Genomic DNA, 23194 nt, shown 5'->3' on the forward strand with positions numbered 1-23194 from the left:
TTCTTTCCGTGGCATTAGAAGGTGTAGTTCAGCTTGGCGTAGAAGTACGCGCCATTGACGCCGATGGGGTTGATGAAATTGTAGGGCAGGGCGCCGCCATACGTGGCGTTATTCGTTTCACGCACGCGCTGCGGATAGCGGTCGAGGATGTTGTTGCCGCCCACGCTCAAAGTCAGTTGCTTGCTCAGTTTCAATTGGCCTTCCAGGTCCAGCGACCAGACGGCGCCGAAGCGCTGTGCGGGGATGCCGTCGATCAACGGTGCATCGCTGTCGTAGGAAAAATCTTTCAGCTCGCCAAAGCGCGTGGCGCGCGCCTGCACGCCCCAGCCGGCCGCTTGCCAGTCGGCACCGAGGATCAATTTGCTCGCGGGTGACGCATGTTTGATGCGGAACAAACTCGTTTCCGTCAGCAGGGTCAGACTCGGATCGATATTGGCCAGCGCAGCGGAACTCTGGCGTACCTGGTCGAGGCTGGTCTTGTTTAGGTTCAGCGCCGCATTCAGGTTCAGCTTGCCTGAGGTGAACGCCAGGTCATGGTTCAGCACCACGTCCAGGCCTTTTGTGCGCGTGTCGAGCAGGTTGGCCAGGTAGGCCACGGACTGGATGTCGCTGCGGCCGTTGGCGGCCAGGTAGGCCGTGACGGCGTCGCTTTGCAGGTCGCTCGAGCGGGTGATGCGGTCGCGGATGCGGATCACGTAGGCGTCCACCGTCACGCTGGTGGCGGTAGCCGGTTTCCAGGCCAGGCCCAGCGATACGTTGGTCGACTTTTCCGGTTTCAGCTGTTGCGCGCCGAAGCTGCGCGCCAGCGGATCGCTGGCCGGCAGCAGGGCCGCCGTTTGCAGTGCCGTGCCATCGGCGTTGAAGTTCAGTGTGGCGAAGCGGAAACCCGTCTGCACGAGGGCCGGCGCGCGGAAGCTGTTCGACAGCGAGCCGCGCACGAGGAAGTTATCCGTCACTTTATAGCGCGTGGACAGCTTGCCCGTGCTGGCGCTGCCGAAGTCGCTGTAGTGGGAATAGCGGGCGGCGGCGCCCACCAGCAGGCGCGGCGTGAGGTCGCTTTCCACGTCCGCATACACGGAGCGGATCTGGCGGCTGCCGTCATAGGCGTCCGAGGGGCGCAAGCCCGGTCCCGCCTGGGCGCCCGGCGGAGCGTCCGTGAAGCTGCCGGCCGCATACGAGGCAGGATCGCCGGCCGAGCTGGTGTAGGTTTCGCGCATCCATTCGGCGCCCACGGCCAGGCTCAATGGCGCGGGCAAGCCGATGTCGATGCTGCGCGTGGCATCGATATTCAGGGCATTCTGGCGGAAATCGAAGCCGGCCAGGTGGAAACGCGTGGGGCTGGCCGCACCCAGCGAAGCGTTGACGGAGTGGCTCACGCCGTAGTCAAAGCGGTCGCTGCCGTGGCGCGCGCTGGCGTCCCAGTTCCACTCGCCCGCGCTGCCGCGCACGCCGGCCACGATGCTGAGGTCGCGCTTGTCGCCATTGGTGACGGGGCGGTAGCCGTTCGGATACAGGGGCGCTACGTTCGACGGGTCGCCCGGATAGCGGAAGTAGGCGCTGCCGTCCGATGTGCGTTCGTTGAGGGTGGCAAACGAGTACAGGTCCAGGCCGCCGTCCAGGGTGAGCTGGGTGTTGTAGAACAAATAGTGGTTGCGCTGGCGCGAGTCGCCCGACTTGAACACCACCTTGCCGTCGAGCGCCTGGTCGGCCGGCGTGAAGTTGTAGGAAGTCCAGCCCGCGTCGCTGGGGCCGGCTCTTTCCGTGGGCGAGCGGCGCCGCGTTTCTGCGCCGAAGCGGAAGAATCCCGCCTCGCCCAGCGGCACGCCATAGTCGGCGTTGACGATGACGGTCTGGCCATCCGTCAGGGTTTGATCGGTCGGGTCGAAATGCGTGTGGTTGGCGCCATAGCTGACGGACGCGGCACCGCCAGTGCGCGCTTTTTTCAGCACAATGTTGATGACGCCTGCCACGGCATCGCTGCCGTATTGGGCGCCGGCACCGTCGCGCAGGATTTCGATGTGGTCGATGGCATTCGGTGGAATGGCGTTGATGTCGACCGGCACCGTGCCGGCAAAGCTGCTTTCCGTGTCGAGCACGGCGCTCGTGTGGCGGCGCTTGCCGTTGATCAGCACCAGCACCTGGTCTGGCGCCAGTCCCCGCAACTGGATGCCGCGCACGGAGTCCGATGCGCCGCTCGACTCTATGCGGGGGAAGTTAATCGACGGCGACAGGTTTTGCAGGGCTGCGCCCACGTCGCCCGTGGCCAGTGCATTGCTCACTTCGCGCGCGCCGAAACGGTCGATGGGCACGCTGCTGTCGAACACCGTGCGGTTGCGCGCGCGCGAGCCGACGACGGTGACCTGGTCGATGCCGGCGCTAGCCGTTTCGGTGGAGGCAACAGCGCCTGTGCCGGTGGTGGCTTGCGCGTCCTGGGCCCAGGCGGATGATGCGCCCAGCATGGCGCAGGCCAGCACGATGGCGCGCAACGGCGTGGCGGGAAGGACTGATGGGGCGGAGAAATGGCGCGGATGCAAGGCGGTGTCCTTTGGGCTCGATTAGTGTTCGTATGGAAACAGTTGCAATGAGCTTAAGGGAGGTGCCCGCCGGCGCTAACGATTCTTTCTGGATATGCTTATGCTGTTGTTTTTATGCCGCCAGGTGGCGCAGCAGGGCGGGAATCTCGGCAGGGATTTCGCGTGCCAGGTAGCCGAGGCTGCCGAAGCGCAAGGCCAGCTGATCGCCCGCCAGCGCATGCAGGGCGATGCCCCAGGCGCACGCTTGCTCCAATGGCGCGCCGCGGGCGGCCAGGCCCGCGATGATGCCGGCCAGGGTGTCGCCGGAACCGGAAATGGCCAGGCCGATATTGCCGCCTGCATGCGTCCAGCTGGTGCCGTCGGGCATGGCGATGACGGTCAGTGCAGCTTTCAGGGCGACGATGGCGTTCCAGCGCCGCGCCGCGTCCACGGCGCAGGCATGCGCGTCGGCCAGCACGGCGTCTTTCGACAGGCCCAGTAACTGGGCCAGCTCGCCCGCGTGCGGCGTCAGCAGCACGGCTTGCTCAAAACGGAAGTGCGCGGGCTTGCGAACGACCTGCATGGCGCAGGCGTCGAGAATGAGGCGGCTGCCGGCAAACAGGGGCAGCAGGTGGCGCATCAGCTCGCAGCTGGCGGCCGTGTCGCACATGCCTGGCCCGACGAGGACGGCGTCCACCTTGCCGGCCAGCGGCGCCAACTGGTGTTGCGCCTCATGCCGGAAGCCGCCCAGCGCCGTCTCGTCCAGGCCAATGACCCGCGCCTCGGGCATGGCGATGGCTACCTGCGCCGCCACCGATGCGCCCGTCGCCAGGGTCAGCTTGCCGGCGCCCGCACGCAGCGCTGCCGTGGCCGCCAGCAGGATGGCGCCCGGCATTTCCGCCGAGCCGGCAACGATCAGCAGGTGGCCGCGCACTTCCTTGTCGCCGTCGGGCTGCGGCATGGGCAGGGGCCAGGAGCGCAGCAGGGATGGGGTGATGTCGGTGGTGTCCATGCGTGACTCCGAAAAAACTAGGACTTGGGCGCAGCCGGCATGTCGGGCTGCGCCGTAACGGGTGTGCCGGCCGCTTCCAGCGGCGCGACGAAGTTGCACAGGTCCAGCTGCAGCTTGCCGCGACTGCCGAGGACCGGGTTGAAGGCGTAGGAGGTAACGCCGCAGTTGGGCACGTCGGCAGCCTTGTCGATGGTCAGGATGGCGTGCTCGTCGCAGCGTTCCAGCAGGTAGCGGAAGCAGTTGACGATGACCTGGTGGCCGACGATCAGCACCCGTTCTCCCCGGTATTCGCGGGTGATGGTGTCGAGCACGCTGCGCAGGCGCAGGATGACGTCGCACCAGCTTTCGCCGCCCGGCGGACGGAAGTAAAATTTACCGACGTGCTGGCGCTGTTCGTGCAGTTCCGGGTACTTGCTGGCGATGCCGTGCACGGTCAGGCGGTCGAGGATGCCGAATTCCTTTTCGCGCAGGCGTTCGTCGGCCACCACGGAGGCGAGGCTGTCCGCATCGATGCGCGCCAGCACGGCTTGTGCCGTCTGCTGCGCCCGCACATACGGCGAGTAGAGCACCACGGTCGGTTGTTGTTCAGGGGGGAGGGTGGCGAACCAGTCGCCCAGGGCTTGCGCCTGGCGCGCGCCCAGCTCGGAGAGGGGAACGTCGACATCGCGCTCGGCGATGGCGATCAATAACTGTTTTTCCGCTTCTGCGGCATCGCGCGCCACGTTGCCGGCACTTTGGCCGTGACGCACGATCCAGATTTGCTGCGGCCATTTCTGTTCCATCGCCTTGCGCCTTCCTCTGTATTTATTGTTAATAAATATAGACGAAAGCGGCAAGGCGCGGCGCGCCGGTGGACTGCTGCTTAGGCGGCGTGTTCCGCTTCGTCCAGGTCGGGCGCGTCGTCGCTGTTGTAGACGGCCAGGTCGGTTTGTCCCATGACCCGGCTGGTGACGGTGCCGGCCGTGATCGAGCCGCTCACGTTCAGCGCCGTGCGGCCCATGTCGATCAGCGGTTCGACGGAGATCAGCAAGCCGGCCAGCGCGACGGGCAAGTCCATCGCCGACAGCACGATCAGGGCGGCAAACGTGGCGCCGCCGCCCACGCCGGCCACGCCGACGGAACCGATGGTGATGATGGCCAGCAAGGGCAGCAGGAAACTGATCGTGAACGGGTCGACGCCGACGGTGGGGGCGATCATGACGGCCAGCATGGCGGGATAGATGCCGGCGCAGCCGTTCTGGCCGATGGTCGAACCGAACGAGGCGGCGAAGTTGGCGATGCCTTCCGGCGTGCCCAGGCGCTGCGTCTGCGTCTGCACGCTCATCGGGATCGAACCGGCGCTGGTGCGCGAGGTAAACGCGAAGGCCAGCACGGGGAAGACTTTTTTCACGAAGCGCAGCGGATTGAGACCCACGCCGGCGATGATGGCCAGGTGCACGAGGAACATCAATATCAGCGCGCTGTACGAGGCGACGACGAAGTTGATCAGTTTCAAGATGTCCGTGTAGCTCGACGACGCCACCACTTCAAACATCAGCGCGAATACGCCGTACGGCGTCAGACGCAGCACCAGGGTGACCATGCGCATGACGATGGCGTGCGCCACTTTCATGAAGTTTTCGAAGGACGCGAAGATTTCCGGCTTCTTCACGGCGATGCCCGTGGCCGAGATGCCGATGAAGATGGAGAACACGACCACGGCGATGGTCGACGTCTTGCGCGCGCCCGTCATGTCGAGGAATGGGTTGGTCGGCACGAAGCTGACCAGCAGTTTCGGCAGCGACAGGGCCTTCGCCGTTTCCAGCGAGCCTTGCAGCTGCACGCCGCGCGCCACTTCGGCGGCGCTCGACGTCAGGCCGACGGCCGTCAGGCCGAACAGCTTGGCCATCAGGATGCCCAGCGCGGCGGCGATGGTCGTGGTGATGAGCAGGGTGCCGATGGTCAGCGCACTGATCTTGCCCAGGGAACTCGCATCCTTGAGCTTTAGAATGGCGGAAATGATGGAGACCATGATCAGCGGCATGATGATCATCTGCAGCAGTTTGACGTAGCCGCTGCCGACGATGTCGATGTATTCATTGGTGCCGGCGATGATGGGCGAGCCGGCGCCGTACAGCCACTGCACGGCCGCACCGAGCAGCACGCCCAGGCCCAGGCCTGTAAAGACGCGCACGGTAAATGTCGCGTGTTTGCGTTGCTGGTGGAACATGAAAGCGAAGACGAGCAACGCAACGAGCAGGTTCAGGATGATGTTAATTGCCATGAAGGGGCCTTATCTTGGTTTTATTCGAGACTGCACGGAGCACATAAAACAGTACTACAACTGACAGCTGCCCCAGCCCGGGGCGGAAGGGCAAGCACTGTACAGTACTATGGTGGCGTTTTGCGCAATACCGCTGCGAATATTACGCTATATAAATATGCCCCACAGGCATAAGTCTTCCGGCGGATTGTGAAAAAGAAGATTTCATGCAAGCATGTTTTGCCTATTTATTAATGTCGTTCCAATTATTTCAAGGAAAAAGATGAATGCTTTAACGGAAGTACAGGTACTCGATGCGGAAGAACGCTTGCGCCTGGCCATGATGGCCTCCGACGTGGCTGTACTGAATGTGTTGCTGGCCGATGACTTGTTGTTTACGAATCACCTGGGTCATCTACTGAGCAAACATGCGGACCTGGCCGCGCACGAGCAGCGGCTGCTGACCATCACGGACTTGCGCGCGTCCGAGCGCCATGTGCGTGTCAATGGCAACGTGGCCGTCGTCTCCGTGCGCATGCACTTGACAGGCAGCTATCACGATGTGGAAACGCATGGCGACTTCCGTTTTACGCGCGTCTGGGCGCAGGATGCGGCCGGCGCGCTGCAAGTGATCGCCGCCCATTCCGGCGTCGTGGCTTGAGGAGCAAGAGTTAGTGGATCATCGTTCCAAAGGGCAGCTGTTGGAAGCTGTCATCGCCGCCGGCCCGGCCACCCTGGCCATCACGGCCGGCTATCCCGTGCTTTTGTACAACCTGGTGCGCACCTGGGCCGACGCCCCCGTCGCCAATACGCTGGCGGCGCTGCTGCTGACGGGCGGCCTGTGGGCCTTGCTGGAATTCTGGCGCATCTCCCTGGCAACCGTGGCGCGCAAGGCATACGCATTCAACTGGCGTTTCTGGCTGGCCATCGCCGGTTTTCTCGGTTGCTTCGTACGTTTCGTGCCGGACATGCCGGCCGGACTGATGCTGCTGTTGATGGTGCTGCCGGCGCTGGCGTGGACGCATTTCATCTTGCTGCAGATCAAGCGCCCTGGCAACTTGTAAGTTTTATTCTTCCTCTTCGGCTTCTGCTTTCAGCCAGGTTATCCGTCCATTGCCTGCCTCATCCAAATGGGCCAGCAGGGCGGTGGCTGCCGCTTCCGCCAGGCTGAAATCGAACAGTACGTCTGCGCCGTGTTCCACGTTCAGCAAGGTGGCGCCGGCGCCATCGAGCTCGCGGCGCAGCATGCCTTCCATCGCATACGGCACCGTGCAACGCAGGCTGCGCTGGCGCACGATGGCCGTCTTTTCCGCCTGCAACAACGCTTGCGCCACGCTATCCGTGTAGGCCCGCACGAGACCGCCCGCGCCCAGCTTGATCCCGCCAAAGTAGCGCACCACCGTCGCCAGCACGCCTTCCAGGTCCTGGTGGCGCAGCACGTCGAGCATGGGCCGTCCGGCCGTGCCGCTCGGCTCGCCATCGTCGACGGCCGCCGACTGTCCGCCCGCCAGCAGCGCCCAGCACACATGGCAGGCGCCCGGATGCTGCGCCTTCAAATCGTTGACCACCTGCTGCGCGCTGGCGCGGTCCGTCATCGGCTGCACGCAACCGATGAAACGGCTTTTCTTGATGATCAGTTCGCTGTGGACGGGGGCGGCAATGGTAAACGGCATGGCGGGTGCGAAGGCGGGCAAAGCAGCATGATAGAGGAAATGCGCGCCGGCGACGAGCCGGTGCCGCCTAGGCGCCCGATGGCGATACCAGTTCGCGCAGCGCCGCATCGCGCACTTGCACGATGTCGAACAGCCCCAGCGCGTGCAGAGCGGGCAGCGCTTCAATAATGTCGCGCTCGGCCATGCTCCGGTCGGCGTCGCTGCTGGTCTCGTCCAGCCATAGCCGGGCGTTGGCCAGGAAGGCCCCCACCGTTCCCTTGCGTACAGTGACGCCATTGAACTGGCCCTGGTTTTGTTGATCGGGTAATACGTCTTCTGCACGCATGATGCACTCCTGAATATCGAAAGACTTCACTGTATGATGATGGGATTGTCTTGTCTGCGTTGTTTATGTCATTCGATACGTTAAATCCGCCAATTTTTTCAGCGTCGCCGCCGTCACCGCTGCGCGCCATGCGCATTGTCCAGCCGCAGGAGCGGGTGACGGCGGCGCACCGCCATGCCAGCGGCCAGCTGTTTGGCGCCATGCGGGGCTTGCTTTCCGTTGCCGCCGACAACGGGCAATGGGTGGTGCCGGCCAGCCACTGCGTGTGGATGCCGCCCCATCACGTGCATGCGCTGCGTTCCCATGGCCCGTTTGCGGGCTGGAGCGTGTATGTGGACGAGGCCAGTTGCGGCAGCTTGCCCGCCGCGCCGTGTGTGATGCGCGTCTCGGGCTTGCTGCGCGAGGCGGTGGGCCGCGCCAGCGCCTGGGAGGATGGTGCACTGGACACCCGGCAGGCCCGGGTGGCGGGCGTGATCCTCGACGAGATCGCCGCCGCGCCGCACGAGTCCTTCGGCTTGCCCCTGCCGACGGACCCGCGCCTGCTGCGCGTGGCGCGCGCCGTGCTCGACGACCTGGCCGACGAGCGGGGCGTGGAAGCGCTGGCCGCCTGGGCCGGCGTATCGCCGCGCACGCTGGCGCGCCGTTTTGCGCTGGAGACCGGCTTTAGCCCCTCGGCCTGGCGCCAGCGCGCCCGCATCCTGCGCGCCCTGGAACTGCTGGCCGCCGGCCAGCCCGTCACGACGATTGCGCTGGACCTGGGCTACGACACCGTCAGCGCCTTCATCGCCATGTTCAAGCGGGTGATGGGGGTGACGCCGGGCAGGTATGGGGAAGGGATGACATAACTGGCGCGCAAAACAAAAAAGCCAACCGCGAACGGTTGGCTTCTCTGAAGTATTTGGTAGGCCGTGCGGGATTCGAACCTGCGACCAACGGATTAAAAGTCCGCTGCTCTACCAGCTGAGCTAACGACCCAAAAACTTTGACTACTGAACTGCGGTAATACTGTGCCGTATCAACATGCTTGCCATGCTGACGGCTGAATCTTGGTAGGCCGTGCGGGATTCGAACCTGCGACCAACGGATTAAAAGTCCGCTGCTCTACCAGCTGAGCTAACGACCCAAGGGCGGCTATTATGACGGCCAACGGCGGTTTTGGGAAGGGCCGTGCGGGATATGGGCGGAAAAAAGCCTCGCGTAGCCCTCATGCGCGGTCTCATATTGCTAGATAGCCTGCCTATATCGGATCCCATGCCTGCAACGAAGACCTTCCCATCCCCGAGCGAGCGCCGGCGCCGTCCGACGAATTGTGCACGGCGTCCAGACGTCTGCTGCATGCCACTGCTGCTATTGGGGCTGTTATTCCTGCCGGAATTGCCCCTGGATGGGCATCCGGCAGCGCAGACGAAGGACGATCAGTAGCGTTCCAGCCAGTGCGCGTAGGGCGCCGGCAGGGTCCACGAGGCGCGCTCGACGCCGAGCTCCTTGGCGGCAAAATATGCCCAGTGCGGATTGGCCAGGTGCGCCTTGCCCACCATCACCACGTCGAGCTGTTCTTCCTTGACGACGCGCTCGGCGATGGCCGGCGTGCCGAAGCCCCAGGCGGACGAGACGGGAACGCCCGCTTCGCGGCGCACGCGCTCGGCGATCGGGCCCATGAAGGCCGGACCCCATGGAATCGCCACGTCGGGAATCGTGAAGCCCATGCTGACGCTGAGCATGTCCATGCCCGCATCCTTGAATTGGCGCACGAGGGCTATCGATTCGAGCAGGGTTTGCTCGTCGCGGCCATCGAATTCCAGCACGCCGAAGCGGATCGTCAGCGGCAGGTGCTCGGGCCACACTTCGCGTACGGCTTTCAAGGTTTCCAGCAGGAAGCGGCTGCGGTTTTCCACGCTGCCGCCATAGATGTCGTCGCGCTGGTTCGAGTGGGCGGAAAAGAAGCTTTGCGCCAGGTAGCCGTGGGCGAAGTGCAGTTCCAGCCATTCGAAGCCAACTTCGCGGGCGCGCACGGCAGCGTCGACGAAGTTCTGCTTCACGCGGGCGATATCGTCGAGGTCCATGGCGCGCGGCACTTTCGGCAGGCCGCCGCCAAAGGCGATGGCGGATGGGGCGATGGTTTGCCAGCCGCGCGCGTCGCCCTCAGCGATATGGTCGTCGCCTTCCCATGGGCGGTTGGCGCTGGCCTTGCGGCCGGCGTGGGCGATCTGGATGCCGGGCACGGAACCGGCCGCCTTGATGGCCTTCACGACAGGCACGAAGGCTTGCGCCAGGTCATCGTTCCAGATGCCCGTGCAGCCTGGCGTGATGCGGCCTTCGGGTGCCACGGCCGTCGCTTCGACGATCACCAGGCCGGCGCCGCCACGGGCCATGCCCGCGTAGTGCGACAGATGCCAGTCGTTGGCCAGGCCATCGACGGCCATGTACTGGCACATCGGCGGCACGGCGATGCGGTTGCGCAGGGTGATGTCTTTGAGGGTGTAGGGCTGGAAGAGGGCGGACATGGTGGCCTTTGTGTTTGTTGGTGGAAGTATTGGTGGATGTTGATTCGGTAGTTCGTAAATATTCGAAGAATGGAATTAGTATAGCGCATGCTGTATGATTCTGCTCATGCGCCCACACAAACATCCTCCCGCCAGCGAATTCGTGCTCGAACGCGTGCTCTACGCCTTGAGCGACTCGATTCGCCTCGACATCGTGCGCCACCTGGCCAGAGTCGACGCGGCCGCTTGCGGCGACCTCGACGGCGGACGGCCGAAGTCGACCGTTTCCCACCATTTCAAGGTCTTGCGCGAAGCGGGCCTCGTCTATACGGAAAACGCGGGCACGACGCACATGAACACCTTGCGCCGCGCCGATATCGAAAGCCGCTTCCCCGGCTTGCTGGACGCCATCCTGGCGCAACAGCCATTGGCGCCCGAGGCGCCGGACGCGGGCGGGCAGGGCGCGTAGCGGCCTGCCGTGCCCCGCCATCTTCCAGGCTCGGCTATGATATCGGCCTTTCGGTAAGTCCCCGGCCGCGCGCCTGTTGCGCGATGGGCTGGCGACGCTACCTGGCACGGCAAGGGATGGGAATGACGGCAGCAGCAGTGGTATCACAGGCGGACCTGGCAAATCGTCCGCAGTTTGGCTGGATCAATGGTTTGAAGGCAGGCGCGGCGCAGTTGATCGTGTTGCACCACCTGGCGTTTTACGGGCCCATGTCCGACTATGTGCAGCCCATGTGGCCCGCATTGCTGGACTGGCTGGGCGGCAGTGCGCGCATCGCCGTGCAAGTGTTTCTCGTCATCGGCGGCTTTCTCGTCGCCAAATCCCTTTCGCCTGCCGGCCGTCCCGGCATCGCCACCCCGCTACAGGCGATCTGGCGCCGTTATGCCAAGCTGGCGCCGCCTTTCCTGGCTGCCACCTTGCTCGCTGCCGTGATTACGCCGGTCGCCGGCATCTGGATGCAGCACGACTCCATGTCGGCCGCCGTCACCCTGGGCCAGCTGAGCGCCCATGCCTTGCTGCTGCATGGCGTGCTGGGCTATGAATCGCTGTCGGCCGGCGCCTGGTACGTGGCCATCGATTTCCAGCTGTACTTGCTGACGGTATCGCTGCTGTGGCTGGGCGGCCGCCTGGCGGGCCAGCGGCGCGGGCACTGGCTGATGCCGCTGGCCGTCACTGCGGGCATTACCTTTTCCCTGCTGTATTTCAATCTCGACGCGGACTGGGACAATTGGGCGCCGTATTTCTTCGGCAGCTATGGCCTTGGCATGCTGGCCTGGTGGGCCAGCGATCCGGCCCGCAAACCGGGTACCATGACCGTGCTCATGGCCATGGCCGCAGTGCCCGTCCTGCTGGCCCTGGCCGTCGATTACCGCAGCCGCATCGCCCTGGCCCTGATCGTCGCCTGCGCCCTGTTCCTGTTCGGTCGCGCCCGCACGCCATCCCAAGGCGGCGCCTGGAACATCATCAATGCGCTGGGGCGGATCTCGTATGCCGTGTTTCTCGTCCACTTCCCCGTCAGCCTGCTGGTGAATGCCTTGTTCATCGCGTATGTGCCGCTCGAGCCGGAATGGCAGGCGCTGGGCATGCTGACAGCCTGGGGCGCCAGCCTGGCGGCCGGCGCCGCGTTTTACCGCTGGGTGGAGGTGCCGCTGGGGCGCATCGTGCCGCTGGCTGTGTCGCATTTGCGAGCGCGGCCGGCGCTTGGCTGAGGTTGCATCGACGGCGGCCAATGAATTGCCGAGTGGCACATTAATAGTGATCAAGATGCTATGCGGCAGGACTGGAGAGCCGTCAAGTCCCGTCCAATCACGCCGGCACTTTATAAAAAATGATCACAAGAAGCCTGCTTCATAATTTCCTGGCCGGCGCGCCATTTTTGCATGCGAATGCGTACTGCAAGATGTTGGGAGCGGAAACGCCGATAAGTGTGATGGGTTTGATCCGGTTGTAGTTGGCTGCGACCTGAGCCGTCAGGCAGGTTTATCGCTCATACTGATCGTTGTCGGGCGATGCGCTGGTATTTTCCGCCCTGCCTGTATAGGGATAATCGATTGCGAGCTTCGGTGAGAGAAGTCAGGCTTCTTATGGTGGAGGCCTCTGAATTGCCCAGAAGCAGCTTTCAAGTTATGCTGCCTGTCAATTTAATCTCAATGGTCACCGATAATGAAAAAAACCGTACTTGCCGTCCTGATTCTGTTAAGTGCTTTTAATGTTTCCGCCAAGGAGCCGTTCAAGGTAAAAAATATTGTAGCGTTTCATCCCGTCGCGGAGACGATTTATTTTCCCGAGATTGGCGTGGAGAGCGAAGTTGAAATCGGGCAGACCATCGTTTCTAAGGCTAAGCAGTTGGTGCACCCTGCATTGGAGGTTGGTAGCGATCTTTCTTTTAAGGTGGAAAGCGGCTTCTTTTCAAATACATGGTCTGGAACTGCGACCATAAGAAAAGGTAAATTTAAGCGCTATTTCAGTAATGAGGAGGGCGTCTTCTATCGTGCAGACAGTGCCACGTTCACTTTTGCGGCGGGTACCCTGGATCAGGAGGGCGGGGTTTTCGTGCCGAACGATCCGAATCAGCCCTCGCTCCCCTGGACCTTCTCGAAAGCGGTAGTTTATTTTGGCGATGCGCCGGTGGTCACCACGGCAACGTCGATCAAGACATTTGAAGCCGACAGCTTCGTCAAGGAATTGGTCTATGGGGGAGTATCGCAGGGGACGGTCGCCATCAGTTATCGCGAGTTCGCTGATAAAACGGCCCGGCCGGCCTTTACGCAGGAATTGAAATATGATTTATCCGAGGGTGACGTCATTGGATTTCGCGGTGCGCGCTTCAAGATTATCAAGGCTGGCAATGTCTCTTTGCGATACGTTGTTTTGAAGCCATTGGATTGATGCTGTATTGTGGGTGTAGGGCCGATCTGGTGGTATTGCCGGGAGCCGGCAAGCTACCTGGATTGCAGAGGGCTGGCCGGCACCAGCGCGGCTCTGCTTGATGTTATCAGGGGCGGCAAGAAATGAAAAAAGCCCACGAACCGAAATTCGTGGGCTTTCTCAAGTATTTGGTAGGCCGTGCGGGATTCGAACCTGCGACCAACGGATTAAAAGTCCGCTGCTCTACCAGCTGAGCTAACGACCCAAAAACTTTTTACAACAACTTCGGTAACACTGTGCCGTAAAAAAATGCTTGCTATAACAACTCGCAAGCAGATCAGTACTGCGTATTCGTGGTAGGCCGTGCGGGATTCGAACCTGCGACCAACGGATTAAAAGTCCGCTGCTCTACCAGCTGAGCTAACGACCCGAAGAAGAAAGATTATAGGGGGTGCCCGGGATTCTGTCAAACCTAACGGGCAACTTTTTCCCCGTTTTTACTTTTTGCCGCCCCGTTCCTTGGCCGCCTGGGCCGCGCTGGAGTCCGGGTAGCGCGAGATCAGCGCGTTCAGCGTCTTGGTCGCGTTCGGCTTGTCTTTCAGCTCCGTGTAGCAGCTGGCGATGTTGAGCATGGCATCGGCCGCCTTCGGGCTGTCCGGGTAGTTCTTCAGCACTGCCTGTTGGGCCGTGATGGCGCTCTTGCAGTCGCGCTGGGCGTAATAGGCGTTGCCCAGCCAGTATTGCGCGTTGGCCGCGTAGGCCGATTCCGGATAGCGTTTCACGAAGCCGTCCAGCGCCGTGACGGCGCCCTTGTAGTCGCCCGACTTGAACAGGCCGAACGCGGATTCGTACGCGCTTTGCTCGGATACGCCCACGGCCGCTTCCTGGCCGTCGATGGTGACCTGGCGCGGCTCGAGCTTGCGCAGGCGCGCGTCGATGTCGGTGTAGAAATCCTTCTGGCGCTTTTGCACATTCGCCAGGTCGTTGCCGAGCACTTCGATCTGGCCGCGCAGGCGAGCGATCTCTTGCATGGTCTGGTCGTGCTGGTTGATCAGGCTCAAGGTGCTGGTCTTGTCCGCCTTGGTGTCGATGCGGCTGTTCAGGTCGCGCGCCATGGCGTCGACCTTGGCGCGCAGCTCGAGGATGGCCTTGCGTGCTTCGTCGTCGTCGAACAGGGCGGCGTTGGCGTGCAGGGGCAGGTAGGCAAACGCGGCCATCAAGGCGGCGGCGACGCCGGCTTTCGAGAATGTCATCATGGGTCGGGCTTTCAAAGGTTACGCAAAACATGCAAACGGGGCGCCGGGCGGTGAATCACCGCGCTGCGCCCCATTATTATGCCTATGACTGGCCAGTTAGGTAAGCGTCAATGCTGCGGCGCTCACCCCTGAACATCAATAAACGATGTCAGCGCGGCGGTTTTCTGCCCATGCTGCTTCGTTGCTGCCTTGAGCTTTAGGCTTTTCTTTGCCCAGCGACACGGCTTCCATTTGGCCTTCTGGCACGCCCAGGGCGGCCATCGACTTGCGCACGGCTTCAGCACGTTTCTGGCCCAGGGCCAGATTGTACTCAGCGCCACCGCGTTCATCGGTGTTACCTTGGATCAGGATCTTGCGGCTAGGCGTTTTCACCAGGTAGCCAGCGTGGTTTTGCACGACTGGGGTGTCCGCTTCGCGCACGACGTACTTGTCGAAGTCGAAGTAGATGCTGCGGTTAGCCAGCACGCCTTTTGGATCGTCCAGTGGATCGACCGATGCGGTCGTCACTGGCTGAACTTGACGGGTGTCAACTGGAGCAACGACTTTTTCAGGAGCGCGCTCAACCACTGGGGTTTCTGCGACTTTGACTGGGGTGCTGCAGGCGGACAGCAGGGCTGCGGTAGCGGCGATGAAAGCCAAACTTTTAAAGTTACTCATTTTTATTCTCCGGGTCATGGTTAAAGGTGAAACTGTACAGCATTTACTTCATAAAAGGACCCCAGGTGGGCTCCTTGATATTGCCAGCTTGCGTAGTCAAACGCTGTTTGACGCGGCCATCCACCGATACCACTGCCAGCGACTTGCGTCGTCCGGATTCGGTCGCGTACATGATATATTTCCCGTTGGGCGAAAAGCTCGGTGATTCGTCGTTGGCGGTGTCCGACAGGCGCAGTTCCTGGCCACTAGCCAGGTCGAGCGCGTAGAGCTGGAAATTGCCGTCGCGACGGGAAATATAAGCGAGTGTCTTCCCGTCGGATGAAATCCGCGGGCTGATGTTGTAGGAGCCGCCAAACGTCACGCGCTTGGCTTCGCCGCCGCTGACCGACATGCGGTAGATTTGTGGTCCGCCGCTGCGATCGCTGGTGAAGTAAATGCTTTGGCCATCGGCCGAGAATTGAGGTTCCGTATCGATGCCGCTGCTGCTGCTGACGCGGCGCAAGCCGCTGCCGTCGGCATTGACGGTATAGACCTGGGTATGGCCATCGCGCGACAGGGCCACGGCCAGGCGCGAGCCGTCCGGGCTCCAGCTCGGCGCCGAATTGCTGCCTTTTTCATTCGACACGATGGTGCGCTGGCGCGTCACCAGATTTTGCACGTAGACAATCGGCTTTTTCTTTTCAAACGACACATACGCGACCTTGGTGCCATCCGGCGACCACGACGGCGAAATGATCGGTTCGTTCGAGCGCAGGGCGACCTGGATGCCTTCGCCATCGGCGTCGGCCACTTCCAGGCGGTATTCGCGGCCCGATTGCGTGACGTAGGCGATGCGCGTGGCGAACGCGCCCTTGACGCCTGTCAGTTTTTCATAGATGTCATCGGCGATCTTGTGCGCCAGCAAGCGGTTGAACTGCGGCGCGGCCGCATTGTTCATGCTGGAGATCTGGGCGCCCTTGATGGTGTCGAACAGCTTGTAGCGCACGTCCAGGCGGCCATCGGCCATGCTTTGCACGGTGCCGGCCGCCAGCGCGTCGGCGCCGCGCGACTTCCACTGCTCGTAGCTGACGGGCGCCGTTTCCGATACGGGCGCATCGGCGTCGATCAGCTTGAACACGCCGCTGCGCGCCAGGTCGGCCTTGATAATGCCCGACAGTGATTGCGGCGCCGCCGATTCATTGACGAAGCTGGCGACAGCCACCGGGATCTGGTTGCTGCCGATCCCCGTAATCTCCACGCGCAGCTGCGCCTGGGCGCTTGACGCTCCCAGCACCAGGCTGGCGCAGAGCACGACATAGCTCATTTTTTTCATGGTCATCATTTAGGCAAATCCTTCATCTCGAATATGAGTTCAATCTCGCGTTCCACGGTGCCGTCTTTTTTCTTCGGCAGTGGCGACGATTTATTAATGGCGTTTTCCACCGAGCTGTCATACGCCGGCAGGCCGCTACTTTTAATCTTTCGGACCGAAATAATTTCCCCAGTTGGCAGTTGCTCGATCTTGAACACGGCGCGCGGGTTGCCCGGCACGTCCGTGCTACCGCTGTACGCGATATTGCTCTTGATCTTGCTCGTCAGGGCAGCGACATAGCCGCTGTCCTTGCGTGGCGCGGTCGCTTTCGCGGCCGTGCCCGTCGTGCCGGCGCCCGCCGCACCCGTGATGCGGCTCATTTCCGCGGCGCGCGCCTTGTCGGCGGCTTTTTTCTCTTCCGCCGCTTTTTTCGCCTTGGCGGCTTTTTCTGCCGCCGCTTTTTTCTCGGACAGTTCTTTCTCGGCTTTTTCTTCCGCCGCTTTTTCTTTCTCTTTGGCTTCCTTGGCTTTCTCCAGCTTGTCGGCCTTTTCTTTTTCCAGCTTTTCAGCCTTGTCTTTTTCTTTCTGCTTCTGTTTTTCCAGTTCGCGCTTTTCTTCCTCGCGTTCCTTCAATTCCTGCTTGCGGCGTTCTTCCGCTGCCGCTTTGTCTTTTTCTTCCTTCAGCTTGGCCTTCTTGCGCTCGAGGGCGATCTCCGCCTCGCGCAGGTCGACCTTCGGCTCGGGCGCTGCCACGGGCGGCGGTGGCGGCGGAGCCGGCTGTTCCACTTGCGGTTCCGGCGGCGGCGCCGGTGTCGGCTCCGGTTCCGTCGCCACTTCAGGCGGCGGCGCGGCCGTCTGCACTTTCATATCCCACACTTCCGCTTCGACGGCGACAGGTTCCGTATTTTGCCAGTGTACGCCCACCCACAGGAAAAACAGCAGCCCAAGGTGCATCGCCAGCGCCAGGCCCAGCGAGGGCCAGCGGCTGCGTTCGCGCGGCACGCTGTAGGGCTTGCCGAGTACATGGTCGATTTGTTTGTTCTGCAAAGTCTAGTCTATCTAAAAACGGTCAAGTCTGGAAACAGGGTGCTGCGCTTACTTGGTGGCCAGGCCGACGCGGGTAATGCCCATCTTTTTCGCTTCCGAAATGAGCTGGATCACATCGTCGTACTTGCTTTCCTTGTCGCCCGCGATCATCACTGGATAGTCGGGATTACTTTCATGCAAACCGCGCAGTTTGCGCAGCAGGGCGTCGCGGTTCGGCTCCGTTTCCGGCGACAGCTGTTCCTTGCCGATGACGCCGATCGACAGCGAACCATTCGGCTTCAGCACGATCTGAATATAGTCATCGGGCGGTTTGGCCGACTTTTCCGCGTTGGGCAAGTTCACCACGCTGGGATTGTTCGACGACGGCATCACCATGAAAATGATCAGCAGTACCAGCATCACGTCGATATACGGCACGACGTTGATCTCGGACTTGAACTTGCGGCCACGGCCACCGCGCATGCCGCCGCTATTGAATGAGGAACCCATGGACGCTGCTCCCTCTTAGCGCGACTGGCGCTGCAGGATGTTGGAGAATTCCTCGACGAAGCTTTCGAAGCGGATCGCCAGACGGTCGATGTCATGCGAAAAACGGTTGTAGGCGACGACGGCGGGAATGGCCGCGAACAGGCCGATGGCGGTGGCGATCAGCGCTTCGGCAATGCCGGGCGCGACGGCAGCCAGGGTGGCTTGCTGCACGTTGGCCAGGCCGCGGAAGGCGTTCATGATGCCCCAGACGGTACCGAGCAGACCGATGTACGGCGAGACGGAGCCGACGGAAGCGAGGAAGGCCAGGTGCGATTCGAGCACGTCCATTTCACGCTGGAACGCGGCACGCATGGCGCGGCGTGCGCCGTCGAGTACGGCGCCCACGTCCAGCGCTTCGCGCGAACCGTAGGAAGCCTTGCCCTTGATGAATTCGCCCATGCCGGCATCGAAGATGCGGGCCAGTGCGCCGCTCTGGTCGCGGTTGCCGCTGGCGTTCTGGTGCAGCGCATGCAGGTTGCCGCCGGCCCAGAAGCTGCGTTCGAATTCGATGGTTTGCTTGCGCGCCTGGCGCACGGCAAACATCTTGCGGAAAATGTAGGTCCAGCTGGTCAGGGAAATCAGCAGCAGCAGGGCCATGATCAGTTGCACGATCAAATGGGCATTGGAGATGAGCGCGAGGAAAGAAAGATCTTGTGTAACGTTCATTGGCTGGCAGTCTGTTGGGTGAATTGTCCGGGAGTGGCGGGTAGGGCTCAGGCGGCGCGCATGCGGGCCGCGACTGCATCAGGCACGGCGCGCGGGCGCAGTGCCGAATCGACGCAGCCGATCTTGACGCGGGCCGTATTGAGCAGGCGGTCGCCGCACCAGGCTTGTTGCAGGAAAACGATGGAGGCGCGCCCCATTTTTTCTATGCTTAAGGTTAATCTTACCGTGTCATCGAGCCTGGCTGGCGCATGATAGTCGGCGTTGACGCTTTTGACAACGAACATTGCATCGTGCTGCTCCAGCAATGCCTGCTGGCCCACGTCGATGGCGCGCAGCCATTCGGTACGCGCGCGTTCGAAGAATTTCAGGTAATTTGCGTAATAGACGATGCCGCCGGCGTCGGTGTCTTCATAGTAGACACGTACGTTCCAGGTAAAGACTGAAGGCATGTTTATTGCGCCAGTAGTGAGATTGAGCAACATTTTACGCGATTTTTCTTCTTGTGACTGTGGGCGCTTGCTGGAAAGCCATGCAAAAGCTGCATATAAGTTGCACCGCAGCATTGTAAATCCGGCGTGTGCAATGGCAAGCTTCGTAACATACGCTTACATGCCATGGCCAGGTTTAAGTTCAGCTTAAAAGCCGCAGTCATGCCCCGGGGCAGCTTGTGGCCGCACCCTGGCTGGGGTGGCGCGCGGCGATTATAGCCGCACGGTTGCATTCCTTGCTCAATTTGGGCACTTAACTTACAATTTGGCTTCCATTACGTCTCACGTGACTGGCGAAAAGTCGGGCGATCTCCATGAATGGCGATCGGCAAACCGGCGAAAGGTGGGCATCCACCGGGAAACGTGAGATTTTTCATCAGCCGTTCGCCTGGGTAGCCACTATGGAAAAGCACGAAGAGGCTGCCTGTCCAATGTTGTTATTCACTTAACGCCGGCTCCCCTCATTCGATCCAACCTGCCAGTACAAGCACCCTCATACTTGGAGTTTTTACATGTTTGCAAAAGATCACAACCTCGCCAACGTCGATCCTGAATTGTTCGCCGTCATCCAAAAAGAGAATACGCGCCAGCACGACCACATCGAACTGATCGCGTCGGAGAACTACACGTCGCCAGCCGTAATGGAAGCGCAAGGCTCGCAGCTGACGAATAAATATGCCGAAGGCTACCCAGGCAAGCGCTACTACGGTGGCTGCGAATACGTCGATGTGGCCGAGCAACTGGCTATCGACCGCGTGAAACAGCTGTTCGGCGCCGAATGCGCGAACGTGCAGCCGAATTCCGGCTCGCAGGCGAACCAGGGCGTGTTCTTCGCCATGCTGAAACCAGGCGACCTGATCATGGGTATGTCGCTGGCCGAAGGCGGCCACCTGACCCACGGCATGCCGCTGAACATGTCCGGCAAATGGTTTGACGTCGTCTCCTACGGCTTGACGGCGGAAGAAGACATCGACTACGAGGCAATGGAGCGCCTGGCCCGCGAACGCAAGCCGAAACTGATCATCGCTGGCGCGTCGGCGTTCTCGAAAAAGATCGACTTCGAACGCTTCAGCAAGATCGCCAAGGAAGTTGGCGCGTATTTCATGGTCGACATGGCCCACTATGCCGGCCTGATCGCCGCCGGCCTGTACCCGAACCCGGTGCCGTTCGCCGACTTCGTCACCTCGACCACGCATAAATCCCTGCGCGGCCCGCGCGGCGGCATCATCCTGATGAAGGCCGAACACGAAAAAGCCATCAACTCGGCCATCTTCCCTGGCATCCAGGGCGGCCCGCTGATGCACGTGATCGCCGGCAAGGCCGTCGCCTTCAAGGAAGCGCTGAGCCCTGAATTCGTCGAATACCAGAAGCAAGTGATCAAGAACGCCGACGTGCTGGCGAAAACCCTGATCAAGCGCGGCCTGCGCATCGTGTCCGGCGGCACCGAATCGCACGTCATGCTGGTCGACCTGCGCGCCAAGAACCTGACGGGCAAGGAAGCCGAAGCCATCCTCGGTTCCGCGCACATCACCTGCAACAAGAACGGCATCCCGAACGACCCGCAAAAGCCATTCGTCACCTCGGGCATCCGCCTGGGCAGCCCGGCGATGACGACGCGCGGTTTCAAGGAAGCGCAAGCGGAAGAAGTGGGCAACCTGATCGCCGACGTGCTGGACAATCCGCATGACGCCGCCACCATCGAGCGCGTGAAAGCGGCCGTGAAAGTGCTGGCCGACGCGCACCCGGTATACGGAGCATAATTATTTGTCCAGAATGTGTCATACGGAGTAAGATTCTGTATGACACATTCCAGTCGTGCCCAAGGGCGCCCGGAGTGATTCGGGCGCCCTTTGTACAAGGGCGGCGATTTCCCGTAATTATTACTATAAAGTTGTAGCCAGCCCATGAAATGTCCATTTTGCCAGCACGGCGACACCCAGGTTCTCGATACGCGCGTATCGGAGGAAGGGGATGCCATTCGGCGCCGCCGCCGTTGCGGCAAATGCGACAAGCGTTTTACCACGTACGAGCGCATTGAACTTATCATGCCGGCCGTCGTCAAAAAGAATGGCAGCCGGACGGAGTTCGCTGCGGATAAGTTGCGCGGCAGTTTGATGCTGGCCTTGCGCAAGCGTCCCGTCGCGGCCGCCTCCGTGGATACGGCCATCGCGTCCATCCAGGAAAAACTGTTGACCAGCGGCTTGCGCGAAGTCGATTCCGGCTATATCGGCGAACTCGTCATGCAAGAATTGAAGCGCCTGGACAAGATCGCCTACATCCGCTTCGCCTCCGTCTACAAGAACTTCGAAGACCTGGCCGAGTTCCAGGATGCGATTGCCGAAGTGGGACAGGCACGCAAGCCCTGACGTTCACTTCGCCGACAACGGGGCTGCTCATGCGCCCCGTTTTCACCATGCCAGCGTTCGCCTGGCAAGCGGCCTGATCAATTCAACGCTGTTCTTCTCACCTTATCGCCTTCCTGTTTGCGCTAGCGCAGATCCGGTTTTTTGCGCGCGCCTATCTTGTAGCTGGGCCGCCTGTTCTTGCGACTCTTTCTGCGGAAGGGAGTAGCGCATGCGCAATGGCGGTCGCACTATGTTTCCTGCGGGTGGCAGCAGCCTCGTCGAGGTGCTCGTGTCGCTGCTGCTGTTGGCGCTGGGCCTGCTCGGTGCCAGCATCCTGCAACTGAACGCCCTGCGCGCGCGCCACGAGTCGGCGTTGTTGTCGGCGGGCGTGCAACTGGCCGCCGGCATAGCCGAGCGCATGCGCGCAAACAGCGTGCTCATGAATGGACCCGATGCGGGCAATCCCTACCTGAACGTGACGTACGCGGCGGCGGACGGCGCCGACGCTGGCGGCGGTGCGCCGGACTGCTTCGGTGCCGCCGCCTGCGGTGCGGCTGAACTGGCGCAATTCGATATCGCCGAATGGAAGCAACGGCTGCATGCGGCCTTGCCCGGCGCGCGTCTGCACATTTGCCGGGACCTCGCCGCGTGGGACGCCGCTGCCGAGGGTTTGCACTGGGCTTGCAGCGGCGGCAAGGGGGCGCCCATCGTCATCAAGCTGGGCTGGCGCGCCCGTCTGCCCGATGGCTCGTCCGCGGAGAATGCGGCAGGCGAGTCGCTGCCCAGGCTGGCATTCCAGCTGGGCGGAGGCGGGGCATGAACCGCGTGCCTGCCGCGTGGCGCCGGCATCGTGGCATGAGCCTGGTGGAATTGCTGGTGGCCCTGTCGCTCGGTGCGCTGTTGATGTTGGCGGCCAGTAGCGTGTTGCTGGCGGCCAGCGGCAGCTATGGCGACCAGTCCTCCAGCGCGCGGCTGGATGACAGCGGCCGCTATGCGCTCGATACCATCGCCCGCGCCGTGCGCCAGACGGCGTACGTGAACTGGGATAGCAGCGCCGCGCCCGTCGCCCATGCCGATGACGACAGCGCCAATGTGGCCGGACTCGACGCGCGCAGCCTGGGCAAGAACAGCGAAGGCATCAGCGGCGCGCTGCCCGGCGCCCTGCATGGCAGCGATGTGCTGGCCTTGCGCTATTACGGCGCTGGCAAGGAAGAGGGCGGCGACGGTTCCGTGCTCAATTGCGCGGGTTTTGGCGTGGGCGCCGCGCAAACGGAGGCGCAGCGGGGCTGGAGCATTTTCTATGTAGCGCAGGGTGCCGATGGCGAGGGGGAATTGCGCTGCAAATACCGTGGCGCGAACGGCTGGGGCGCGGACGCCATCATCCGCGGCGTCGACGGCTTCCAGGTGCTGTATGGCCTCGACACGGATACGCCGGCCGACGGCGTGGCGAACCGCTATGTCAACGCCAGCGCGCTCGACGCCTACGATGCGGCGCTGGTGCTGGTTGGCGCGGACGCGGCCGCGCGTCAGCGCGATTTTCACCGGCGCACGCACTGGAAGCGCGTGGCCAGCGTGCGCGTGGCGCTGCTATTGCATGGCGAGGCGGGCCAGGCGGACAAGATGGCGGAACTGGGGCCGGCGCAGTTCGATCTGTTCGGCAAGGCGTATGCCGAGGCGCACGGCGCCGGGGACACGGGCGTGCGCATCGCGCGCGCGTCCTTGCCCGCCGCAACGCGCTCCCGGCTGCGGCAACTGGCGCAGACGAGCATCATGCTGCGCAACGGGCCGGCCTAG

The 23194-nt window shown here is 62.1% G+C and carries 24 protein-coding genes, 4 tRNA genes and 1 riboswitch; of the genes, 10 read left to right on the forward strand and 18 right to left on the reverse strand.

Features of this window, described 5'->3' with window-relative positions; all coding sequences use genetic code 11:
- Positions 1-14 precede the first annotated feature (14 nt).
- The 4 genes from CSQ91_RS00080 to CSQ91_RS00095 all read right to left on the reverse strand — a co-directional run bounded on the left by CSQ91_RS00080 (position 15) and on the right by CSQ91_RS00095 (position 5788).
- Positions 15-2534, reverse strand: a complete 2520-nt coding sequence (locus tag CSQ91_RS00080) for a TonB-dependent receptor plug domain-containing protein (protein WP_257217176.1) — start codon at positions 2532-2534, stop codon at positions 15-17.
- 112 nt (positions 2535-2646) lie between these two features.
- Positions 2647-3525: an NAD(P)H-hydrate dehydratase gene (locus CSQ91_RS00085; protein WP_099387052.1), complete on the reverse strand. Its 879-nt coding sequence runs from the start codon at positions 3523-3525 to the stop codon at positions 2647-2649.
- A gap of 17 nt (positions 3526-3542) precedes the next feature.
- Positions 3543-4307: a histidine phosphatase family protein gene (locus CSQ91_RS00090; RefSeq protein WP_099387053.1), complete on the reverse strand. Its 765-nt coding sequence runs from the start codon at positions 4305-4307 to the stop codon at positions 3543-3545.
- Positions 4308-4387: 80 nt separating this feature from the next.
- On the reverse strand, positions 4388-5788 hold the full coding sequence (locus CSQ91_RS00095; protein ID WP_092612184.1) for an L-cystine transporter: 1401 nt from the start codon (positions 5786-5788) through the stop codon (positions 4388-4390).
- A gap of 262 nt (positions 5789-6050) precedes the next feature.
- Between CSQ91_RS00095 and CSQ91_RS00100 the strand changes: the two genes are divergently transcribed.
- Together CSQ91_RS00100 and CSQ91_RS00105 are read left to right on the forward strand one after the other, a co-directional pair.
- Positions 6051-6428, forward strand: coding sequence for a nuclear transport factor 2 family protein (locus tag CSQ91_RS00100; protein WP_099387054.1), 378 nt, complete (start codon positions 6051-6053; stop codon positions 6426-6428).
- Between the two features lie 13 nt (positions 6429-6441).
- Positions 6442-6831 (forward strand): hypothetical protein, encoded by a 390-nt coding sequence (locus CSQ91_RS00105; protein ID WP_143450906.1) that lies wholly within the window; start codon positions 6442-6444, stop codon positions 6829-6831.
- 3 nt (positions 6832-6834) lie between these two features.
- On the opposite strand, the gene CSQ91_RS00110 is transcribed toward CSQ91_RS00105, so the two are convergent.
- A complete protein-coding gene (locus tag CSQ91_RS00110) occupies positions 6835-7440 on the reverse strand; it encodes an IMPACT family protein (protein WP_070278008.1) in 606 nt (201 codons plus the stop codon).
- Between the two features lie 67 nt (positions 7441-7507).
- Entirely contained in the window at positions 7508-7765 is a 258-nt protein-coding gene (locus CSQ91_RS00115; protein WP_070278009.1) for a hypothetical protein, read from the reverse strand.
- 128 nt (positions 7766-7893) lie between these two features.
- On the opposite strand from CSQ91_RS00115, the gene CSQ91_RS00120 reads away from it, so the two are divergent.
- The gene (locus tag CSQ91_RS00120; protein ID WP_257217177.1) at positions 7894-8610 is read left to right on the forward strand and encodes an AraC family transcriptional regulator; all 717 of its coding nucleotides are present in this window, start codon (positions 7894-7896) and stop codon (positions 8608-8610) included.
- 54 nt (positions 8611-8664) lie between these two features.
- Here the strand turns inward: CSQ91_RS00120 and CSQ91_RS00125 are convergent.
- The 3 genes from CSQ91_RS00125 to CSQ91_RS00135 all read right to left on the reverse strand — a co-directional run bounded on the left by CSQ91_RS00125 (position 8665) and on the right by CSQ91_RS00135 (position 10269).
- Positions 8665-8740: transfer RNA gene (locus CSQ91_RS00125), tRNA-Lys, on the reverse strand.
- A 72-nt stretch (positions 8741-8812) separates the two neighbouring features.
- Positions 8813-8888: transfer RNA gene (locus CSQ91_RS00130), tRNA-Lys, on the reverse strand.
- A gap of 292 nt (positions 8889-9180) precedes the next feature.
- Positions 9181-10269 (reverse strand): NADH:flavin oxidoreductase/NADH oxidase, encoded by a 1089-nt coding sequence (locus tag CSQ91_RS00135; RefSeq protein WP_099387057.1) that lies wholly within the window; start codon positions 10267-10269, stop codon positions 9181-9183.
- Positions 10270-10375: 106 nt separating this feature from the next.
- Here CSQ91_RS00135 and CSQ91_RS00140 point away from each other — a divergent pair, with 106 nt between their 5' ends.
- From CSQ91_RS00140 to CSQ91_RS00150, 3 genes are all read left to right on the forward strand, one after another.
- The gene (locus CSQ91_RS00140) at positions 10376-10717 is read left to right on the forward strand and encodes an ArsR/SmtB family transcription factor (protein WP_052140607.1); all 342 of its coding nucleotides are present in this window, start codon (positions 10376-10378) and stop codon (positions 10715-10717) included.
- Positions 10718-10839: 122 nt separating this feature from the next.
- Positions 10840-11964, forward strand: coding sequence for an acyltransferase family protein (locus tag CSQ91_RS00145; RefSeq protein WP_099387058.1), 1125 nt, complete (start codon positions 10840-10842; stop codon positions 11962-11964).
- Between the two features lie 454 nt (positions 11965-12418).
- Entirely contained in the window at positions 12419-13144 is a 726-nt protein-coding gene (locus CSQ91_RS00150; RefSeq protein WP_099387059.1) for a hypothetical protein, read from the forward strand.
- Between the two features lie 168 nt (positions 13145-13312).
- Here CSQ91_RS00150 and CSQ91_RS00155 read toward each other — a convergent pair.
- From CSQ91_RS00155 to ybgC, 9 genes are all read right to left on the reverse strand, one after another.
- Positions 13313-13388, reverse strand: a tRNA-Lys gene (locus CSQ91_RS00155).
- 89 nt (positions 13389-13477) lie between these two features.
- A tRNA-Lys gene (locus CSQ91_RS00160) sits at positions 13478-13553 on the reverse strand.
- Between the two features lie 67 nt (positions 13554-13620).
- Entirely contained in the window at positions 13621-14379 is a 759-nt protein-coding gene (ybgF, locus tag CSQ91_RS00165) for a tol-pal system protein YbgF (RefSeq protein WP_034786577.1), read from the reverse strand.
- 135 nt (positions 14380-14514) lie between these two features.
- Positions 14515-15036 (reverse strand): peptidoglycan-associated lipoprotein Pal, encoded by a 522-nt coding sequence (pal, locus tag CSQ91_RS00170; protein WP_034786578.1) that lies wholly within the window; start codon positions 15034-15036, stop codon positions 14515-14517.
- Positions 15037-15079: 43 nt separating this feature from the next.
- On the reverse strand, positions 15080-16348 hold the full coding sequence (gene tolB / locus CSQ91_RS00175; protein ID WP_034786777.1) for a Tol-Pal system beta propeller repeat protein TolB: 1269 nt from the start codon (positions 16346-16348) through the stop codon (positions 15080-15082).
- A 5-nt stretch (positions 16349-16353) separates the two neighbouring features.
- Positions 16354-17373 (reverse strand): cell envelope integrity protein TolA, encoded by a 1020-nt coding sequence (tolA, locus tag CSQ91_RS00180; protein WP_083299501.1) that lies wholly within the window; start codon positions 17371-17373, stop codon positions 16354-16356.
- A gap of 48 nt (positions 17374-17421) precedes the next feature.
- Entirely contained in the window at positions 17422-17862 is a 441-nt protein-coding gene (locus CSQ91_RS00185) for an ExbD/TolR family protein (RefSeq protein WP_223278896.1), read from the reverse strand.
- 15 nt (positions 17863-17877) lie between these two features.
- The gene (gene tolQ / locus CSQ91_RS00190; RefSeq protein WP_034759183.1) at positions 17878-18567 is read right to left on the reverse strand and encodes a protein TolQ; all 690 of its coding nucleotides are present in this window, start codon (positions 18565-18567) and stop codon (positions 17878-17880) included.
- A 47-nt stretch (positions 18568-18614) separates the two neighbouring features.
- Positions 18615-19016 carry a tol-pal system-associated acyl-CoA thioesterase gene (gene ybgC / locus CSQ91_RS00195; protein ID WP_099387060.1) on the reverse strand — a complete coding sequence of 134 codons (402 nt, stop codon included), beginning with the start codon at positions 19014-19016 and terminating at the stop codon, positions 18615-18617.
- 315 nt (positions 19017-19331) lie between these two features.
- A riboswitch (ZMP/ZTP riboswitch) is annotated at positions 19332-19456 on the forward strand.
- A 111-nt stretch (positions 19457-19567) separates the two neighbouring features.
- Between ybgC and glyA the strand changes: the two genes are divergently transcribed.
- The 4 genes from glyA (at position 19568) to CSQ91_RS00215 (ending at position 23194) form a co-directional block, all read left to right on the forward strand.
- Positions 19568-20815: a serine hydroxymethyltransferase gene (gene glyA / locus CSQ91_RS00200; protein WP_099387061.1), complete on the forward strand. Its 1248-nt coding sequence runs from the start codon at positions 19568-19570 to the stop codon at positions 20813-20815.
- 144 nt (positions 20816-20959) lie between these two features.
- Positions 20960-21421, forward strand: a complete 462-nt coding sequence (nrdR, locus tag CSQ91_RS00205; RefSeq protein ID WP_034759169.1) for a transcriptional regulator NrdR — start codon at positions 20960-20962, stop codon at positions 21419-21421.
- Between the two features lie 229 nt (positions 21422-21650).
- Positions 21651-22220: a type IV pilus modification protein PilV gene (gene pilV, locus CSQ91_RS00210; protein WP_099388504.1), complete on the forward strand. Its 570-nt coding sequence runs from the start codon at positions 21651-21653 to the stop codon at positions 22218-22220.
- Positions 22217-23194 carry a PilW family protein gene (locus CSQ91_RS00215; protein ID WP_099387062.1) on the forward strand — a complete coding sequence of 326 codons (978 nt, stop codon included), beginning with the start codon at positions 22217-22219 and terminating at the stop codon, positions 23192-23194. The genes pilV and CSQ91_RS00215 overlap by 4 nt, the downstream gene beginning before the upstream one ends.

Source organism: Janthinobacterium sp. BJB301 (assembly GCF_002735685.1).
Lineage (GTDB): Bacteria > Pseudomonadota > Gammaproteobacteria > Burkholderiales > Burkholderiaceae_D > Janthinobacterium > Janthinobacterium lividum.

Bases quoted from the DNA above. Each gene is read 5' to 3' on its own strand.
- CSQ91_RS00085 (WP_099387052.1), bottom strand. From the start codon at position 3,525: ATGGACACCACCGACATCACCCCATCCCTGCTGCGCTCCTGGCCCCTG.
- CSQ91_RS00090 (WP_099387053.1), bottom strand. From the start codon at position 4,307: ATGGAACAGAAATGGCCGCAGCAAATCTGGATCGTGCGTCACGGCCAA.
- CSQ91_RS00095 (WP_092612184.1), bottom strand. From the start codon at position 5,788: ATGGCAATTAACATCATCCTGAACCTGCTCGTTGCGTTGCTCGTCTTC.
- CSQ91_RS00100 (WP_099387054.1), top strand. From the start codon at position 6,051: ATGAATGCTTTAACGGAAGTACAGGTACTCGATGCGGAAGAACGCTTG.
- CSQ91_RS00110 (WP_070278008.1), bottom strand. From the start codon at position 7,440: ATGCCGTTTACCATTGCCGCCCCCGTCCACAGCGAACTGATCATCAAG.
- CSQ91_RS00115 (WP_070278009.1), bottom strand. From the start codon at position 7,765: ATGCGTGCAGAAGACGTATTACCCGATCAACAAAACCAGGGCCAGTTC.
- CSQ91_RS00120 (WP_257217177.1), top strand. From the start codon at position 7,894: ATGCGCATTGTCCAGCCGCAGGAGCGGGTGACGGCGGCGCACCGCCAT.
- CSQ91_RS00135 (WP_099387057.1), bottom strand. From the start codon at position 10,269: ATGTCCGCCCTCTTCCAGCCCTACACCCTCAAAGACATCACCCTGCGC.
- CSQ91_RS00140 (WP_052140607.1), top strand. From the start codon at position 10,376: ATGCGCCCACACAAACATCCTCCCGCCAGCGAATTCGTGCTCGAACGC.
- CSQ91_RS00145 (WP_099387058.1), top strand. From the start codon at position 10,840: ATGACGGCAGCAGCAGTGGTATCACAGGCGGACCTGGCAAATCGTCCG.
- CSQ91_RS00150 (WP_099387059.1), top strand. From the start codon at position 12,419: ATGAAAAAAACCGTACTTGCCGTCCTGATTCTGTTAAGTGCTTTTAAT.
- ybgF (WP_034786577.1), bottom strand. From the start codon at position 14,379: ATGATGACATTCTCGAAAGCCGGCGTCGCCGCCGCCTTGATGGCCGCG.
- pal (WP_034786578.1), bottom strand. From the start codon at position 15,036: ATGAGTAACTTTAAAAGTTTGGCTTTCATCGCCGCTACCGCAGCCCTG.
- tolB (WP_034786777.1), bottom strand. From the start codon at position 16,348: ATGAAAAAAATGAGCTATGTCGTGCTCTGCGCCAGCCTGGTGCTGGGA.
- CSQ91_RS00185 (WP_223278896.1), bottom strand. From the start codon at position 17,862: ATGGGTTCCTCATTCAATAGCGGCGGCATGCGCGGTGGCCGTGGCCGC.
- tolQ (WP_034759183.1), bottom strand. From the start codon at position 18,567: ATGAACGTTACACAAGATCTTTCTTTCCTCGCGCTCATCTCCAATGCC.
- ybgC (WP_099387060.1), bottom strand. From the start codon at position 19,016: ATGCCTTCAGTCTTTACCTGGAACGTACGTGTCTACTATGAAGACACC.
- glyA (WP_099387061.1), top strand. From the start codon at position 19,568: ATGTTTGCAAAAGATCACAACCTCGCCAACGTCGATCCTGAATTGTTC.
- nrdR (WP_034759169.1), top strand. From the start codon at position 20,960: ATGAAATGTCCATTTTGCCAGCACGGCGACACCCAGGTTCTCGATACG.
- pilV (WP_099388504.1), top strand. From the start codon at position 21,651: ATGTTTCCTGCGGGTGGCAGCAGCCTCGTCGAGGTGCTCGTGTCGCTG.
- CSQ91_RS00215 (WP_099387062.1), top strand. From the start codon at position 22,217: ATGAACCGCGTGCCTGCCGCGTGGCGCCGGCATCGTGGCATGAGCCTG.